Raw genomic sequence first — 17166 nt, forward strand, 5'->3', positions numbered from 1 at the left:
CCCGTGCAGACACCTGTTCTGCCGACGCCCGCAGCTTTTCTTCATGACGTCCGCACACACACCGTCCTCCCGTGACTGGCACGCCCGCCTGTATGAGCATCCGCTTGTCTGGCTCGCGCTGCTGACCGTAGCGCACGTGGTCTCCCGCGTGGCGATTTCACCGGGCATGAAGTGGGACGAATCGGAGCAGATTCTGTGGGCGCAGCAGTTTGCCTTGGGTTATGGGCCGCAGCCGCCGCTCTACACCTGGATGCAATGGGTTGTGTGCCAACTGCTGGGGCCGAGCGTGCTCGCGCTGGCGCTCGTCAAACAGGTGCTGATCGCGCTGAGCTACGTGCTGGCCTGGCTCGCGGCGCGCACCCTGCTCGAGCCACCGGGCGCCTGGCGCGTTGCTGGGGCGTTGGTGCTGATGCTGCCGTTCGGCTGGCACGCGCTGCGTGACCAGACCCACAGCGTGCTGGTCACGGCCATGGGTTTTGGCGCCTGGTGGGCGGTGCTGCGCCAGATTCGCACACCCAAAGCAGCGAATTTTGCCTGGCTCGGGCTGTTTTGCGGCTTAGGGATGCTGTCCAAATACAGTTTTGCATTGTTCCTTGCGGCCTTGCTGCTTGCCGCCCTCACCGTGGCGCAGGCGCGGCGCGCTGTGCTGGCCCCCGGATGGTGGTGGGCGCCGCTCGTCGGGCTGCTGATTTTTGCGCCCCACGGCTATTGGCTGCTCTCGCACTGGCACCAGGCCACCGCGGAAACGCTGCAGAAGATGGACATCTCGGCGCAAAGAACGTGGTTGCAAGGCTTGGCCAGTCTGGGGCTGGCGGTGCTCTCGACACTGGGCCTGTGGCTGCTGGCGGTGCTGCTGAGCTACGGTGGCCGGTTGTGGGGCTCCGGCCCAGGCCGCTACCCCGTCGGCGCCACCGTCCACGCTGCCATCGATGCCCCTGTCTGGCGCTCTTGGGCCTGGCCACTGCTCGGCCGCTATCTGCTCATCGTGTGCCTGGCCCTCACGGGCATGGTGCTGCTGGGAGGCGTGAGCCATTTCAAGCAGCGTTGGGTGCTGCCGCTGCTGTCGATCGCCCCATTGGCCCTGTATGTCTGGCGCCCTGTATGTCTAGCGCCCGCTGCCGGTCGCGGCTATACCACCGCCGTGGTCGGTGTAGCCCTCTTGTTTCTGGTGCTGGCCACGGCACGCCCCTGGATCGCCGGCTGGCGTGGCGATGCCGACGAACTCAACCACCCCGTGCCCGAGCTCGCCGCGCAGCTTGCACGTGCCGGCTACGACGGCCGCGGCGTCATCGTCGGCTCCGACCACATGATCGCGGCCATGTTGCATTCGCGCTTTCCGCAAAGCTTTGCCATCGCCTGCGCGGGGCCCGATCCTTCGCAAGCAGACTGCATCCGCACCGCGCATGCGCGTGCCCATGCGGCGGGCGTGGGCCTGCTGCTGGTGGCGCGCCGCGACCGCGCTCCTGCATCCTGGTGGGATGGCGTCTTTGCCGTGCTGCCGGCCGCAGCGGTGCATGCGCTCGATCTTCCCTTGGACAAAATGCCCCGCAACACGCCGCCCCTGCGCTATGAATATGCATGGCTGCCGGCCCCCATCGCACCATGAGCCCTGTTAGCCCTGTTCTCGTCACCGGCTGCGCCGGCTTCATCGGCATGCACTGCGCGCTGCGCCTGCTCGAGCGCGGTTGCCCTGTGGTCGGGCTGGACAATCTCAACAGTTATTACGACGTGGCGCTCAAGCAGGCCCGGCTTGCGCAACTGCAGCCCTATCCGGGCTTTCGCTTCGTCAAGCTGGACCTGGCCGACCGCCAGGGGCTCGCTGCCCTGTTCGACGAGGTGCGTCCGCAGCGCGTCCTGCACCTGGCCGCCCAGGCGGGGGTGCGCTACTCGATCGAGCACCCGGACGATTACACCGACGCCAACCTGCTCGGCTTTGCCAACCTCCTGCAATGCTGCCGCAGGCACCAAGTCCAGCACCTGGTCTATGCCAGCAGCTCCAGCGTCTATGGCAGCAACGCCAAGATGCCTTTTGCCGAAAGCGACGCGGTGGACCATCCCATCAGCTACTACGCCGCGACCAAAAAGGCCAACGAGCTCATGGCGCACACGTATGCGCACCTTTACAGCATCCCCGTGACCGGACTGCGCTTTTTCACCGTGTATGGCCCCTGGGGCCGGCCTGACATGGCCTTGTTCAAGTTCACACGCGCCATGCTCGCGGGCGAAACCATAGACGTGTATGGCAATGGTCAACTGGTGCGCGATTTCACCTACATCGACGACATCGTCGAAGGCGTGCTGCGCGTACTCGACAAGCCAGCCACTGCTGATGCGCACTTCGACCCGCTGCACCCAAACCCCGCCACCAGCTCCGCGCCCTACCGCATCTTCAACATCGGCAACAGCACCCCCACGGTCTTGCTGGACTACATCGCAGCACTCGAATCTGCACTCGGTATCACGGCCAAAAAACGCATGCTGCCGCGCCAGCCAGGGGACATGCAAAGCACCGCGGCGGACACGCGGGCGCTACAAGCATGGGTTAACTTTGCCCCGGCAACCAGCGTCGGCGAAGGCGTGCGACGCTTTGTGGACTGGTACCGTGGATTTTTCGGCGCGCAGTAAAAATGCCGTCATACGCGCCGCCAATGCGGCCAAAAAGCGCAAACAAGCAAGCCCCCACCAAAAGCCGCCCCCTATAATTTCCGTTTCCCACCACCACAAAACGACATGACCAAATTCGTCTTCGTCACCGGCGGTGTGGTGTCTTCCCTGGGCAAGGGAATCGCCTCTGCCTCCCTTGCCGCGATCCTCGAATCGCGGGGTCTCAAAGTCACCCTCATCAAGCTCGACCCTTACATCAACGTCGATCCGGGCACCATGAGCCCGTTCCAGCATGGCGAGGTCTTCGTCACCGACGACGGCGCCGAAACCGACCTCGACCTGGGCCACTACGAACGCTTCATCGAAACGCGCATGCGGCGCGCCAACAATTTCACCACGGGCCGCATCTACCAGTCCGTGCTCGAAAAAGAGCGCCGGGGCGACTACCTGGGCAAGACGGTGCAGGTGATCCCGCACGTCACGAACGAAATCCAGGAATTCATCCAGCGCGGCGCCGGCGGGGGCGGCGAAGATGCCGTCGATGTGGCCATCGTCGAGATCGGCGGCACCGTGGGCGACATCGAATCGCTGCCCTTCCTCGAAGCCGTGCGCCAGATGAGCCTGCGCCTGGGGCCCAACAACGCCGCCTTCGTGCACCTGACCTACGTGCCCTGGATCGCCGCGGCGGGCGAGCTCAAGACCAAGCCCACGCAGCACACCGTGCAAAAACTGCGCGAAATCGGCATCCAGCCCGACGCGCTGCTGTGCCGCGCCGACCGCCGCATCCCCGACGAGGAGCGCGCCAAGATCTCGCTCTTCACCAACGTACCCGAATGGGGCGTGATCAGCATGTGGGACGTGGACACCATCTACAAGGTGCCGCGCATGCTGCACGAGCAGGGGCTGGACGGCCTGATCTGCGACAAGCTGCGCCTCAACACCCCGCCCGCCAAGCTCCAGCGCTGGGACGCGCTCGTCTACGAAACCGAGCACCCGCAAGGCGAGGTCACCATCGCCATGGTGGGCAAGTACGTGGATCTTTCCGACAGCTACAAGTCGGTCAACGAAGCACTGCGCCACGCGGGCATGCGCAACCACGTGCGCGTCAACATCGTGCACATCGACTCCGAAACCATGGACGCCGAAACGGTGCCGCAGCTTGCCGGCTACGACGCCATCCTCGTGCCCGGCGGCTTTGGCCAGCGCGGCGTCGAAGGCAAGATCCGCACAGCCCAGTTCGCACGCGAGCAGCGCATCCCTTACTTGGGCATCTGCTTGGGCATGCAAGTGGCGACGATCGAATACGCGCGCCACGTGGCCAGCCTCGAAGGCGCCAACAGCACCGAGTTCGACCCGCACACGCCGCACCCCGTGATCGCGCTCATCACCGAGTGGAAAAACGCCGACGGCAGCATCCAAAAGCGCGACGAACACTCCGACCTCGGCGGCACCATGCGCCTGGGCGCGCAAAGTGCCGACGTGCTGCCCGGCACGCTCGCACACCAGATTTACGGCGACGTGGTGACCGAGCGCCACCGCCACCGCTACGAAGCCAACGTCCACTACCTCGAGCGCTTGCGCGAAGCCGGGCTGGTGATCTCGGCCTACACCCAGCGCGAGCACCTGACCGAGATCATCGAGCTGCCGCAGAGCATGCACCCCTGGTTCATCGGCGTGCAGTTCCACCCCGAATTCAAGAGCACGCCCTGGGCCGGGCATCCGCTGTTCAACGCCTTCATCCAGGCCGCGGTGCAGCAGCGCACGCGGCGGCTCGGGAATGCTGCTGCGGCGCAAATCGGTGCCGCAGCCGTGCCCGTCCAAGCCGCAGCCCTTGCGACGGCGGCTTCTCCCGCCACCACCGCCTGAGACCACGAAGGAAGACCCCATGCAACTGTGCGGTTTCGACGTCGGGCTCCAACAGCCGTTTTTCCTCATCGCCGGCCCCTGCGTGGTCGAGTCCGAGCAGCTGCAGATGGACGTGGCCGGGCAGCTCAAGGAAATCACCGCGGCGCTGGGCATCCCTTTCATCTTCAAGAGCAGCTACGACAAGGCCAACCGTTCGAGCGGCACGAGCTTTCGCGGCCCGGGCATGGAACGCGGGCTGGAGATTTTGGCCAAGGTGCGCCGCGAGGTCGGCGTGCCCGTCCTCACCGACGTGCACACCGAGGCCGAGGTACCCGCCGTGGCCGCAGTGGTCGATGTGCTGCAAACACCGGCCTTTTTGTGCCGCCAGACCGACTTCATCCGCGCCGTGGCGCAGTCGGGCAAGCCCGTGAACATCAAAAAAGGCCAGTTTCTCGCGCCACACGACATGAAGAACGTGATCGACAAGGCGCGCGCGGCTGCCCGCGAGGCGGGCCTGTCGGAGGATCTCTTTCTCGCGTGCGAGCGCGGCGTGAGCTTTGGCTACAACAACCTCGTGAGCGACATGCGCGCGCTCGCCATCCTGCGCGAGACCGGCGCGCCCGTGGTGTTCGACGCCACACACAGCGTGCAACTGCCTGGCGGCCAGGGCACGAGCAGCGGCGGCCAGCGCGAGTTCGTGCCCGTGCTTGCACGCGCGGCCGTGGCCGTGGGCGTGGCGGGTTTGTTCATGGAAACGCACCCCAACCCCGCGCAAGCGCTCTCGGACGGCCCGAACGCCGTGCCGCTCGAGCACATGCGCGCCCTGCTCGAAACCCTGGTCGCGCTCGACCAGGTCACCAAGCGCCAGGGCTTTCTCGAAGACGTTTTTCGCCCGTGAACCCAGCGTCGTAAAAGGGTCCATTCGCAACCTCAACCTCGTGGAGACAAAAAATGAGCAGTGCCTACGTCATCGCCTCGGTCACCGTCACCAACCCGGCGCAGTACGACGAATACCGCAAACTCAGCACCGAAGCCATGCGCGTGCACGGCGCCGAAGTGTGCGTGCGCGGCGGCAAGGCCGAGGTGCTCGAAGGCGACTTTGATCCCGGACGCATCGTGGTCTTGAAGTTCCCCAGCGTGGAAGCCGCACGCGCCTTTTATGACTCGCCCGAATACCGCAAGGCCCGCGCCGCACGCGAGGGCGCTGCCGTCATGCGCCTGCTGGCCGTCGAAGGCGTGTGAGCCCAGCCAAAAATCACTTTTTGATAGCTGCTTGTGCAGACTGTACAAGAGCTAGAGCCCTATTTCGCTTATAAACCATTGCAAAGGAAAAAGCCCCATGAGCGCCATCGTTGACATCGTCGGCCGTGAAATCCTCGACAGCCGCGGCAACCCCACCGTCGAGTGCGACGTCCTGCTCGAGTCGGGCGTAATGGGCCGCGCCGCCGTGCCCTCGGGCGCCTCCACGGGCAGCCGCGAAGCCATCGAACTGCGCGACGGCGACAAAAGCCGCTACCTGGGCAAGGGCGTGCTCAAGGCCGTCGAACACGTCAACACCGAAATCTCCGAAGCCGTGCTGGGCCTGGACGCGAGCGAGCAGGCCTTCCTCGACCGCACGCTGATCGACCTCGACGGCACCGACAACAAAGCGCGCCTGGGCGCCAACGCCATGCTGGCCGTCTCCATGGCCGTGGCGCGCGCGGCCGCCGAAGAATCGGGCCTGCCGCTGTACCGCTACTTTGGCGGCATGGGCAGCATGCAGCTGCCCGTGCCCATGATGAACGTGATCAACGGCGGCGCACACGCCAACAACAGCCTCGACCTGCAGGAGTTCATGCTCATCCCCGTGGGCGCACCGAGCTTTCGCGAAGCGCTGCGCTGGGGCGCCGAGGTGTTTCACGCGCTCAAGAAAATCATCAACGACAAAGGCATGAGCACGGCCGTGGGCGACGAGGGCGGCTTTGCCCCCAGCGTGGCCAACCACGAGGCCGCGATCCAGCTCATCCTGCAGGCGATCGACGCCGCGGGCTACAGCGCGGGCGAGCAGATCGCGCTGGGCCTGGACTGCGCGGCGAGCGAGTTTTACCGCGACGGCAAGTACGTGCTCGCGGGCGAAGGCGGCCTGCAGCTCGCGGCCGCGCAGTGGACCGACATGCTCGCGAGCTGGTGCGACAAGTACCCCATCATCAGCATCGAGGACGGCATGGCCGAGGGCGACTGGGACGGCTGGAAGCACCTGACCGAGCGCCTGGGCAAGAACGTACAGCTCGTGGGCGACGACCTGTTCGTCACCAACACCAAAATCCTCAAAGAGGGCATCGACAAGGGCATCGCCAACTCCATCCTCATCAAGATCAACCAGATCGGCACGCTGACCGAAACCTTCCAGGCCATCGAAATGGCCAAGCGCGCGGGCTACACCGCCGTCATCAGCCACCGCTCGGGCGAGACCGAGGACGCCACCATCGCCGACATCGCCGTGGGCACCAACGCGGGCCAAATCAAAACCGGCTCGCTGAGCCGCAGCGACCGCATGGCCAAATACAACCAGTTGCTGCGCATCGAGGAAGACCTGGGCGACGTCGCCCACTACCCTGGCCGCGCGGCGTTCTACAACCTGCGCTGACAGCGCGCCGCGCCAGAGCCAGCATTCGCTGCCGTTGAGCCACCATGGGCGGGCGCTTCGTTCCCTTCGTGCTGCTGGCCTTGCTGGTGGCTTTGCACGCGCAGCTCTGGCTCGGACGCGGCAGCGTCGCGCACGTGCGCAGCCTACAGCAGCAGCTCGCCGCACAAAAAGCCGCGAACGCCCAGGCCCAGCAGGCCAACGACCGGCTCACGGCCGAGGTCAACGACCTCAAGGAGGGGTTGGAGATGGTCGAAGACAAGGCCCGCAGCGAGCTGGGCATGGTCAAGCCCAACGAAATTTACGTGCAGATCGCGCCGCGCTGAAAACACTCGTCATAACGACGCGGGGCGCCGGTTCGGACAAACCGGCGCCCCGTTTTTTCGCTGGATGACTTACACCGGCGTGAACATAGGCACCATGGTGCCGTTTTCGCTCGGCTTCATCACCACCTTGACGCGGTCGCCGATGCGCAGGGCCTCGAAGTCGCAATCGACGATGTTGGTGAGCATGCTCACGCCCTCATCGAGCGTGACGTAGGCTATCACGTAGGGCACGGGGCCGACGCGGCGGTTGATGCTGAAGGTGTAGATCGTGCCGGTGCCGGCGGCTTCCCTCCACTCCGTCTGCTCGCTCATACAAAACGGGCACAGGGGGCGCGGATACCAGTGCGGCTGGTTACAGGCACGGCAGTGTTTGACGAGCAGTTTGCCGGACTGCGCAGCGGCCCAGAATTCCTTGTTGTCGGGCCAGATCTCGGGCGAAGGGATGGTGCGTGTGCTTGCAGTGGTCATGGCTTCAGGCCCTTTCCAAAATCAAAGTGGCGCTGCCGTGCAAAGCGCCGAGTCTGCCGCCGGTGCCTTGCGCGAGCGCCAGCGTGCAGTTTTTCACTTGTACCGCGGGGTGCGCCTCGCCGCGCAACTGGCGCACGGCCTCGATCACCTTGGTGATGCCGCCGCGGTTGGCCGGGTGGTTGTTGCACAAGCCGCCGCCGTCGGTATTGAAGGGCAGCTTGCCTACGCCGGAGATCAGGTTGCCATCGGCGACGAACTTGCCGCCCTCGCCTTTCTTGCAAAACCCCAGGTCTTCAAGCTGCATCAGCACGGTGATCGTGAAGCTGTCGTAGATCGATGCGTATTGGATGTCGGCCGGCGTCACGCCCGCCTCGGCAAACGCGCGCGGGCCCGACCAGGCCGCACCTGAGTAGGAAAGATCGACCTTGCCGCCGTTGAACCCCTTGGGCGCCTCGCCCGCACCCAGCACGTTGACGATGGGACGCTTGAGCGAACGTGCGATTTCAGGCCGCGCGACGATCAGCGCACCACCGCCATCGCTGACCACGCAGCAGTCGAGCTTGTGCAGCGGGTCGGCGATCATGGGCGAATTCACCACGTCCGCGACGCTGACCACGTCACGCAGCATGGCGTTGGGGTTGTGCTGCGCGTGGTGCGAAGCCGCCACCTTGATCCAGGCGAGTTGCTCCGCCGTAGTGCCGAATTCGTACATATGACGCTGGGCAACGATGGCGTACAGGTTCACCGTGACCGGCCCGTAGGGCGCCTCGAACGGCGACTCGGGCACGTTCGGGCCGAAATTGCGCGGTATCGTGCCGCTCGAAGCCTCGGAACGCGGCCGCCCCGCCAGCGTGATCAGCGCGACGTTGCACTTGCCCGCCATGATGGCCTGCGTGGCATGGGCCACGTGCGCGATATACGAGGAACCGCCGGTTTCGGTCGAATCGACGTGGCGCGGGCGCAGGCCCATGTAGTCGACCATGCTCAGCATGCCCAGGCCAGGCGCGTCGCCGGCGCAGAAGTAGCCATCGACGTCACTCAGCGAGAGCCCCGCGTCTTCGAGGGCGCCGCGCGCGGATTCGGCGTGCAGTTGGGCGACGGTCTTGTCCGGCGCCTTGCGGGTGGGGTGCTCGTAGGCGCCCACGATACAGGCTTGTCTTTTGATGCTCATGGGGGAAACTGATCAAAATGGAAAAGGAAGGAAGGACATCGAAGCGATGAACCTGTTATCCTAACAAACGTTCGGATGGCCCAAGTATCGCACCATTCGTTCTCGCTCAAGTCCGAGGCGAATCCAGGCAAAACACGCGATACGCTTTCATTACCCTGCAACGACACCACGGAGACAAGCATGAACATTCGTTTCGACAACCGCGTCGCCATCGTCACCGGCGCCGGTTCGGGCCTGGGCCGCAGCCATGCGCTGCTGCTCGCCTCGCGCGGCGCCAAAGTCGTGGTCAACGACCTCGGCGGCGCCGTCGATGGCAGCGGCGGCTCGCTGACACCGGCGCAGCGCGTGGTCGCCGAAATCGAGGCTGCAGGCGGCACCGCGATTGCCAATGCGGATTCGGTCGCAAGCCCCGAAGGCGCCCAACGCATGGTGCAAGCCGCACTCGACCAGTGGGGGCGCGTGGACATCCTCGTGAACAATGCCGGCATCCTGCGCGACCGCACCATTTTGAAAATGACGCCCGAGGATTTCGACGCCGTCGTGGCCGTGCACCTGGCTGGCTCGGCCTACTGCACCATGGCCGCCTGGCCGCACATGAAAGAAGCCAACTTCGGGCGCATCGTGATGACCACCTCGGCCGCGGGCTTGTTCGGCAACTTCGGCCAGGCCAACTATGCGGCGGCCAAGCTGGGCATCGTGGGCCTCATGAACGCGCTCAAGCACGAGGGCGCCAAGTACGACATCCGCGTCAACACCGTCGCGCCGATCGCGCTCACGCGCATGACCGAAGACCTGATCGCCCCCGACGTCAAGCCACGGCTCAAACCCGAGTACGTGTCATCCATGGTGGCGTGGTTCTGTGCGCCCGAAAACCAGGCCACCGGGGACATCGTCGAAGTGGGCGCGGGCTACTACGCGCGCGTGCAAGTCATGGAAGGCGAAGGCATGCTGCTGGGCAAGGGCCAGGTGCCCACGCCCGAAGAAGTGCGCGACCACTACGCACGCATCTGCGACATGCGCGGCGCCAAGCCCTTTGAGTCGGCCAACGAGGTCATGCGTCGCGTGTTCGGCGAACTCCAGCGTCCGAGCAAATAAAACGAGACTCTGCAGGGCAAACCTGGTGGCTGAAATGCCCCCAGGTCTGTCAATGCTTTACGCCGGTTCGAACTGCGGAATCTTGAAGCCGCCCGCGCGCGTCTCGAAGCACAGCTTCACGGGCATTCCGATATAGACCGACTGCGGATCGCAGTGCAGGATGTTGGTCATGAGGTGCGGCCCCTCTTCGAGCTCGATGATGGCCATCACGAACGGGCAGTCGTCGCGGAACGCCTCATACGGCGGCTGATAGACCACGGTGTAGCTGAATACCGTGCCGCGGCCGCTGGCCTTTTCCCACACGGGGTCGGATGAAAAGTCGAACGGGCTCCAGGGCCGCGGATACAAAAAAGGCTTGCCCGTACCGCGGCAGCGCTGGAACACGAGCTCGCCGCGCTGCGCCGCATCCCAGTAGGGCTTGCTGTGCGGGCTGATTTCAGGGATGGGTTTGGGATTTGCGTGGTTCGTGTTCATGACTGCCTCCCGAGTACGAGGGTCGCGTGTTCGGCCATCATGCCGCCGTAGCAGTGCACGACGCCGAGGTCGGCCTTGGCCAGCTGGCGCTGCGGCCCTGCGATGCCCATGATCTGGCGCGCAGCCTCGACGATCATGGTCTGGCCCGAGGCGTCGCCCACGTGGCCGAAGGACATCAACCCACCGTAGGTGTTGACCGGGAACTCTCCGCCCGGCGCCGTGCGCCCGCCGGCAAAAAAGGCCCCGCCCTGCCCTTTGGGGCACAGGCCCAGGTCTTCGGCGTAGATGATGGGGTTGATGCTGAACGAGTCGTAGAGCTGCGCGAAGTCCATGTCGGCAGGGCCCACGCCGGCCATGCGGTAGGCCTTGGCGCCGGTTTCCTTGGAGCCCAGTGTGGTCAGGTCGTGCGCCTGGCTGATGCTCGAATGGGTGTGCTTTTCGCCGTAGCCGAGCAGGTAGCAGGGCTGCTGGGCGTAGCGCGTGGCAAGCCGTGCGGACACGAGCAACACGGCCGAGCCACCCTCGCAGGGTACCGAGCAGTCGAGCAGGTTGAAGGGGTAGGCGATCGGGCGCGAGGAGAGCACCTTGTCTATGGTCAGCGGGCCTTGCGGCGCCATCAGTGCGTCGGGGTGCAGCAGCGACCAGGCGCGCTGCGACACGGCCACCTGCGCGAGCTGCTCGCGCGTGGTGCCGAATTCGTGCATGTGGCGCGTGGCATTGAGCGCAAAAATCGGCGGGATGTAAGTGCCGTAGGGATATTCGAATTCCGGGTGGCTGATGAGCTTGCTCAGGGTCTCGGCCATGCCGCTGCCGACGTTGGGAAAGCGCCCCGCACCCAGGCACAGCACCGAATCGCACAGGCCGCGCTCTATGGCCAGGCTCGCGCGGATCAGCATGAGCGCGTAGGTGGCGCCGCCCGCGTTGATGGTTTCGCTGAAGGTAGGCTCTATGCCCAGCTCTTCAGCGATTTTTTCGTGCGCGAACACATCGACGCCCTCGGCCGAGGCCATGCCTGCCGGTGCCGACATCAGCCCCTGGATGTCGGACGGGCGCAATTGCGGCCATTCGCGCAGAAATTGCGCGAGCACCTGGCGGTACATCTCCATGCCGTTGTAGTGCGGGTATCGCCCGGGCTTCATCTCGGACACCGCCACGATGGCTGTTTGGGGTTTCATCCCGTCTCCTTCTCGTTTTGGTCAAATGGTTTTACTGCAGTCCCTGCGGCCCTGGGGGCGCAAAAGGTGCATTCGGCACGTCGGGCGGGGCTGCAAAAATCTGCGCCACATCGACGGCGTCGAAGCGGTACTGCTGGCCGCAGAACTCACAGCCCACCTCGACCTCGCCACGCTCGGCCAGAATGCTTTCGGCCTCCGGCTCGCCCAGGCTGCGCAGCATGGCGCTCACGCGCTCGCGGCTGCAGCTGCAGGCAAAACGTGGCCCGCGCGCGCCCTGCAAGGGCTCGAAGCGCAGCAGGTTTTCTTCCCAGAACAGGCGGTGCAGGATGGTGTCGGCGTCGAGCGAGAGCAGTTCCTCGCGCGTGAGGCTCGCGGCCAGGTGCGCAATGCGGTTGTAGTCTTCGTTCACACCGTTCTGGTCTTCGTGCTCCGCGGAACCCCGGCGATGCGCCAGGTTGCCCTCGCCCGCAGCTGGCATGCGCTGAATCAGCAGGCCGGCCGCAAGTTCGTCATTGGCGGCCAGCACCAGCACGGTGTCGAGCTGCTCGGACTGCAGCATGTAGTGCTGGAGCACGTCCGACATGTTTGCAAAGCTGCGGTAGCGCGCATCCTCGAGCGGCACTACGCCCTGGTAAGGCTGTTGCCCTGCCGACTTGTCCTTGGGGTCCAGCGTGATCGCGCAGCGCCCTCCGCCTTCGACGTTGAGCATCTGGCCCAGCGTGGCGTCCTCGGCCACAGTGCCACGCACCGTGGCCGTAGCGCGCAGGCTCAGGTCGGGCTGCACCTCCACCACGGCGAGCTTGACCGGGCCGTCGCCAAACACCTGCAGCACCAGCGCGCCATTGAATTTGATGTTCGACTCCATCAGCACCGCCGCCGCGGCCATTTCACCGAGCAAGGCGCGCACCGGCGCTGGATAGGGGCCGGTGGTGGAATTGGCCGCGCGGCGCTGCAGGATGTCGCGCCAGGCATCGGTCAGCCGCACGAGCATGCCGCGCACGGGCAGGCCTTCGAACAGAAATTTGTGTAATTCGGACACGCGCAACTTTCGTTTTCGAAGCTTCAGCTGGACCTAAGGAAGTGACCACCAGCCGCTCACGCCAGCTTGTGCAGGCTGCGCTGGAAGCGGCGCGCATTCTCGATGTAGTGCTGCGCACTCTGGCGCAACCCCTCGATCTGCTCGGGCGTGAGCTGGCGCACCACCTTGGCGGGGCTGCCGAGGATCATCGAGCCATCGGGAAACTCCTTGCCCTCGGTCACGAGCGCGCCTGCGCCCACGAGGCAGTTCTTGCCGATTTTTGCGCCATTGAGCACCACAGCGCCTATGCCTATGAGCGACTCGTCGCCTATGGTGCAGCCGTGCAGCATGACCATGTGGCCCACGGTCACGCGCTCGCCTACGACCAGCGGCTGGCCGGTGTCTGCATGCAGCACGCTCGCGTCCTGGATGTTGCTGCCCGCGCCTATGGTGATGCTGTCGGCGTCGCCGCGCAGCACCGCGCCGCACCACACGCTCGCCTGCGCGCCCAGCGTCACGCGGCCGATCACCTGCGCACTTTCGGCCACCCAGGCCGAATCGGCCAGCTGCGGCACCATGCCGTCGAGTTCAAACACTGCCATGTTCATGTCTCCTCATGCCAATCATGTGAACGCCCGCGCCGTAGCGCGGCTCCAGGACTAGGCCAATTGTAGGGAGGTCACAGCGCGGCGCGCCTGCGCACCGGAGACATTGCCACTTCGGGCACACCTATTCGGCCACGACATTCGGCCACAACGTGCGCGGCACCTAAAATGAATAGCTGACCGCGCCCATTGCCCCTGCGCTGCCGGCTTTTTTTTTCGTTTTGCCATGAACCAGCTCGAAGCCCTCAAACAGTTCACCACCGTGGTCGCCGACACCGGCGACTTCAAGCAGCTGGCGCAATACCAGCCGCGGGACGCCACGACCAATCCCTCGCTGATCCTCAAGGCGGTGCAAAAACCCGAATACGCGCCGCTGTTGCAGGCCACGGTGGCGCGCTGGCGCGGGCAGCCCATGGACGCGCTGATCGACCGCCTGCTCGTGCGCTTTGGCTGCGAGATTCTGGCCACCATCCCGGGGCGCGTTTCCACCGAGGTCGATGCGCGCCTGAGCTTCGACACCAGCGCCACGGTGGCGCGCGCCGAGCGCCTCGTCGAGCTCTACCAGGCCGAAGGCATCCACATAGACCGCGTGCTCATCAAGATCGCCTCGACCTGGGAGGGCATTCGCGCGGCCGAGCAGCTCGAGCGCCGCGGCATCCACACCAACCTCACGCTGCTGTTCTCGTTCTGCCAGGCCGTGGCCTGCGCGCAGGCCAAGGTGCAGCTGATCTCGCCCTTCGTCGGGCGCATCTACGACTGGTACAAAAAACAGGCCGGCGCGCAGTGGGACGAGGCCGCGATGGCCGGCGCCAACGACCCTGGCGTGCGCTCGGTGCGTGAAATCTACAACTACTACAAGCACTTCGACATTCCCACCGAAGTCATGGGCGCGAGCTTTCGCAACGTAGGGCAGATCATTGCGCTCGCGGGTTGCGATCTGCTCACGATTGCGCCCGAGCTGCTCGCGCAGCTCGCCGCGAGCGAGGCGCCACTGCAGCGCGCGCTAGACCCCGAAGCCGCACGCGCGCTGGACATCGCGCCCGTGCAGTACGACGAGCCGGGCTTTCGCTTGGCGCTCACCGAGGACGCCATGGCCACGGAAAAGCTCGCCGAAGGCATCCGCAGCTTCTGCGCCGATACGCTGAAGCTCGAGCAGCTGATTCTGGCCGCGCAGTAAGCTACTCAAAACGTAGCTGCTTGCGCTTGCTGCATGCGCGTTTGCAGGCAAAAAGAGCTATAAAAACGCTCAAAGCCCCAGCGCCGCGAGACTGCCGCGGCCCTCGCGCAGCACCACGGGCTCGCTGCCTGTGGCCATGGGCACGAGGTCTATCACCGTGGTGGGCTCGGCGGGGCAGGGGCCGGCCTCGACCACGGCGTCGATCGCATGCTCGTAGCGCGCGCGGATGTCCTGTGCGTCGTTGAGCGGCGCGCTCTCGCCCGGCGGGATCAAGGTGGTGGCGAGTAGCGGCGCGCCGTGCAGCTCGAGCAGCATCTGCAGCCCTTTGCGCGCAGGCACACGCAGGCCTATGGTCTTGCGCTGCGGGTGGCTCACGCGGCGCGGCACTTCCTTGGACGCTTCGAGGATGAAGGTGTAGGGCCCGGGCGTGCCGAGCTTGAGCAAGCGATATTGCCGGTTATCGACGCGCGCGTAGTTCGCAAGCTGCGAAAGGTCGCTGCACAGCAGCGTGAGCAGGTGTTTGTCATCGACCTGGCGCACGCGGCGCAGGCGCTCCACGGCCTGCTTGTCGTCGAGCTGGCACACGAGCGCGTAGCTCGAATCGGTGGGCACTGCCAGCACGCCGCCTTGCTGCAACAGCGCCGCAGCCTGGCGCAGCAGGCGCGGCTGCGGGTTGTCGGGGTGGACTTCAAAGAACTGGGCCATGCGGGCTCGGTGTCAAACAGGATGTTGGATGCGCGCTGCGAGCAATTCCCACACCGCAGCGAGTCCTGCAGGCTGGCGCGGCAGGCAGCCGAGGTCGTACGAGGATTCCTCGGGGCTATGGAAGTCGCTGCCGCGCGACGCTGCGAGGCCGAACTCCTGCGCCATGCTTGCATACCTTGCGTATTCGGCCGAGGTATGGCTGCCAGTGACCACTTCCACGGCCTGCCCGCCATGCGCACGAAATTCGGAAAACAGCGCGTACTCCTCGTTCGCCGTGAGGCGGTAACGCGCGGGGTGCGCGATCACAGCCACGCCGCCCGCGCCAGTGATCCAGCGCACCGCGTCGCCGAGCGCGGCCCAGCGGTGCGGCACGTAGCCGGGCTTGCCTTCGATGAGGTATTTGCGGAACACCTCGGGCGTGTCGCGGCACACGCCGGCTTCGACGAGAAAGCGCGCAAAGTGCGTGCGCGAGATCAAGTCCGGGTTGCCCACGTAGCGCAGCGCGCCTTCGAATGCGCCTGCGATGCCGTGCGCGGCAAGCTGCGCGGCCATCTCGCGCGCGCGCTGCTCGCGCCCGCCGCGCGTGGCGGCCAGGCCCTGCGCCAGCGCCGCGTCGTCGGGATCGAACCCCAGGCCGACGATGTGCACCGTCTCGCCCGCAAAGCTCACGGAAATTTCGGTGCCGCAAAGGTAGGCCATGCCCTGCGCGCGCGCCGCGGCAGCGGCGCGGTGCTGGCCGCCGACCTCGTCGTGGTCGGTCAAGGCCCAGAGGTCAACGCCATTGGCGCGCGCCCGCGCCGCCAGCACTTCGGGCGTCAGGGTGCCGTCGGAGACGACGGAATGCGAATGCAGGTCGGGGTTCAGGTACGGTGATGTCACGCAAGCATCTTACGCGAGCGCACGCAGACCGATGGCAGTGGGGTTACCCAGTACGCCGGTGCTTTCATAAAAATAGCTGCTTGCGCTTGATGTACCTTGTCAAAATGCCAAAATCGTTCCAAAAATATGACGCCGCTGCGCCTGCCGCTGGCTTCAGCGCCCCGGCTTGTCCCCCGCCAGGGTGATGCGGTGCAGCACGCGGCGAAAGCCGTGGTAGTCGTTGACCGGGAAGTGGTGCGTGCAGCGGTTGTCCCACAGCGCGAGCGAGCCCACGCGCCAGCGGAAGCGGCAGGTGAATTCTTCCTTCTTCTGGTGCGCGAACAGCCACTGCAGCAGCGGCGCGCTTTCTTCCTCGGTCATGCCGGCAAAGCGTGCCGTATGCGCGTAGTTGACGTACAAGGCCTTGCGCCCGGTTTCGGGGTGCGTGCGCACCACGGGGTGCGTGGCCTCGTACTGGCTCGCGGCGTCGCTGCGCCCGACTTCGGCGAGCCGGTCTTCGCGCGTGCGCGTGACGTCGGCCTTGGCCGAGGTGTTCACGGCGTCGAGCCCGTCGAGTAGCTTTTTCATGCCCTCGGACAGGGTTTCATAAGCGAGGTACTGGTTCGCGAACATGGTGTCGCCGCCGTAGGGCGGCACCTCGCGCGCGAGCAGCAGCGTGGCCATGGGCGGGCGCTCGAGGTAGGCCGTGTCGCTGTGCCACACGCCGCCGAAGTTGACCTTTTCGTGTTCGAGCTTCTTGATCTCGATGATCACGGGGTAGTCCGCGAGCCCCTTGACGAACGGGTATTCGACGGGCGTGCCCCAACCCTCGGCAAAGGCCAGGAATTGCGCGCTCGACAGCGGCTGGTCACGGAAAAAAATGACGCCATGCTCGAGCCACAGCGCGCGCAGCGCGGCGCGTTCGGCGGCATCGAGCGGGCGCGACAGATCGACGCCGAAAATCTCGGCCCCGAGGGCGCCGGCGATACGTTCGACCTTCCAGTTGGCAGTGCCCATGGTTT

The 17166-nt window shown here is 65.4% G+C and carries 18 protein-coding genes; 9 read left to right on the forward strand and 9 right to left on the reverse strand.

Annotated features, from left to right (window positions below):
* Nucleotides 1-43: 43 nt before the first annotated feature.
* The 7 genes from PYV55_RS13400 to PYV55_RS13430 all read left to right on the forward strand — a co-directional run bounded on the left by PYV55_RS13400 (nt 44) and on the right by PYV55_RS13430 (nt 7398).
* The gene (locus PYV55_RS13400; RefSeq protein ID WP_275852077.1) at nt 44-1606 is read left to right on the forward strand and encodes an ArnT family glycosyltransferase; all 1563 of its coding nucleotides are present in this window, start codon (nt 44-46) and stop codon (nt 1604-1606) included.
* Nucleotides 1603-2625 carry an NAD-dependent epimerase gene (locus tag PYV55_RS13405; RefSeq protein WP_275852079.1) on the forward strand — a complete coding sequence of 341 codons (1023 nt, stop codon included), beginning with the start codon at nt 1603-1605 and terminating at the stop codon, nt 2623-2625. The genes PYV55_RS13400 and PYV55_RS13405 overlap by 4 nt, the downstream gene beginning before the upstream one ends.
* Nucleotides 2626-2730: 105 nt before the next feature.
* Nucleotides 2731-4470 carry a CTP synthase gene (locus PYV55_RS13410; protein WP_275852082.1) on the forward strand — a complete coding sequence of 580 codons (1740 nt, stop codon included), beginning with the start codon at nt 2731-2733 and terminating at the stop codon, nt 4468-4470.
* Nucleotides 4471-4489: 19 nt separating this feature from the next.
* Nucleotides 4490-5347 carry a 3-deoxy-8-phosphooctulonate synthase gene (gene kdsA, locus PYV55_RS13415; RefSeq protein ID WP_275852085.1) on the forward strand — a complete coding sequence of 286 codons (858 nt, stop codon included), beginning with the start codon at nt 4490-4492 and terminating at the stop codon, nt 5345-5347.
* Between the two features lie 53 nt (nt 5348-5400).
* Complete coding sequence (locus PYV55_RS13420) at nt 5401-5691, forward strand: DUF1330 domain-containing protein (RefSeq protein ID WP_275852087.1); 291 nt, start codon at nt 5401-5403, stop codon at nt 5689-5691.
* A gap of 97 nt (nt 5692-5788) precedes the next feature.
* A complete protein-coding gene (gene eno / locus PYV55_RS13425; RefSeq protein WP_275852090.1) occupies nt 5789-7075 on the forward strand; it encodes a phosphopyruvate hydratase in 1287 nt (428 codons plus the stop codon).
* A gap of 44 nt (nt 7076-7119) precedes the next feature.
* Entirely contained in the window at nt 7120-7398 is a 279-nt protein-coding gene (locus PYV55_RS13430) for a septum formation initiator family protein (RefSeq protein WP_275852092.1), read from the forward strand.
* A gap of 69 nt (nt 7399-7467) precedes the next feature.
* Here PYV55_RS13430 and PYV55_RS13435 read toward each other — a convergent pair whose 3' ends face one another.
* Complete coding sequence (locus PYV55_RS13435; protein ID WP_275852094.1) at nt 7468-7866, reverse strand: Zn-ribbon domain-containing OB-fold protein; 399 nt, start codon at nt 7864-7866, stop codon at nt 7468-7470.
* Nucleotides 7867-7870: 4 nt separating this feature from the next.
* Nucleotides 7871-9037 carry a thiolase domain-containing protein gene (locus PYV55_RS13440; protein ID WP_275852096.1) on the reverse strand — a complete coding sequence of 389 codons (1167 nt, stop codon included), beginning with the start codon at nt 9035-9037 and terminating at the stop codon, nt 7871-7873.
* 180 nt (nt 9038-9217) lie between these two features.
* Between PYV55_RS13440 and PYV55_RS13445 the strand changes: the two genes are divergently transcribed.
* Nucleotides 9218-10132 (forward strand): SDR family oxidoreductase, encoded by a 915-nt coding sequence (locus PYV55_RS13445; protein ID WP_275852098.1) that lies wholly within the window; start codon nt 9218-9220, stop codon nt 10130-10132.
* A gap of 57 nt (nt 10133-10189) precedes the next feature.
* On the opposite strand, the gene PYV55_RS13450 is transcribed toward PYV55_RS13445, so the two are convergent.
* Genes PYV55_RS13450 through PYV55_RS13465 form a run of 4 tightly spaced genes read right to left on the reverse strand, consistent with a single transcriptional unit; the run spans nt 10190 to nt 13401 of the window.
* Entirely contained in the window at nt 10190-10606 is a 417-nt protein-coding gene (locus PYV55_RS13450; protein ID WP_275852100.1) for a Zn-ribbon domain-containing OB-fold protein, read from the reverse strand.
* The gene (locus tag PYV55_RS13455; protein WP_275852103.1) at nt 10603-11781 is read right to left on the reverse strand and encodes a thiolase C-terminal domain-containing protein; all 1179 of its coding nucleotides are present in this window, start codon (nt 11779-11781) and stop codon (nt 10603-10605) included. The genes PYV55_RS13450 and PYV55_RS13455 overlap by 4 nt, the downstream gene beginning before the upstream one ends.
* A 31-nt stretch (nt 11782-11812) precedes the next feature.
* Entirely contained in the window at nt 11813-12820 is a 1008-nt protein-coding gene (gene hslO / locus PYV55_RS13460) for an Hsp33 family molecular chaperone HslO (protein WP_275852105.1), read from the reverse strand.
* Between the two features lie 56 nt (nt 12821-12876).
* Complete coding sequence (locus PYV55_RS13465) at nt 12877-13401, reverse strand: gamma carbonic anhydrase family protein (RefSeq protein ID WP_275852107.1); 525 nt, start codon at nt 13399-13401, stop codon at nt 12877-12879.
* Nucleotides 13402-13630: 229 nt separating this feature from the next.
* Here PYV55_RS13465 and tal point away from each other — a divergent pair, with 229 nt between their 5' ends.
* Nucleotides 13631-14581: a transaldolase gene (gene tal, locus PYV55_RS13470; RefSeq protein ID WP_275852109.1), complete on the forward strand. Its 951-nt coding sequence runs from the start codon at nt 13631-13633 to the stop codon at nt 14579-14581.
* 69 nt (nt 14582-14650) lie between these two features.
* Here the strand turns inward: tal and PYV55_RS13475 are convergent, their stop codons facing one another.
* From PYV55_RS13475 to PYV55_RS13485, 3 genes are all read right to left on the reverse strand, one after another.
* Nucleotides 14651-15286 carry an L-threonylcarbamoyladenylate synthase gene (locus PYV55_RS13475; RefSeq protein ID WP_275852111.1) on the reverse strand — a complete coding sequence of 212 codons (636 nt, stop codon included), beginning with the start codon at nt 15284-15286 and terminating at the stop codon, nt 14651-14653.
* Between the two features lie 12 nt (nt 15287-15298).
* Nucleotides 15299-16165 (reverse strand): 3',5'-nucleoside bisphosphate phosphatase, encoded by an 867-nt coding sequence (locus PYV55_RS13480; RefSeq protein WP_275852113.1) that lies wholly within the window; start codon nt 16163-16165, stop codon nt 15299-15301.
* A 153-nt stretch (nt 16166-16318) separates the two neighbouring features.
* Nucleotides 16319-17161, reverse strand: coding sequence for a TauD/TfdA dioxygenase family protein (locus tag PYV55_RS13485; protein ID WP_275852115.1), 843 nt, complete (start codon nt 17159-17161; stop codon nt 16319-16321).
* Nucleotides 17162-17166 lie beyond the last annotated feature (5 nt).

The organism is Extensimonas soli (assembly GCF_029211265.1).
GTDB classification, from domain to species: Bacteria; Pseudomonadota; Gammaproteobacteria; order Burkholderiales; family Burkholderiaceae_C; genus Extensimonas; species Extensimonas soli.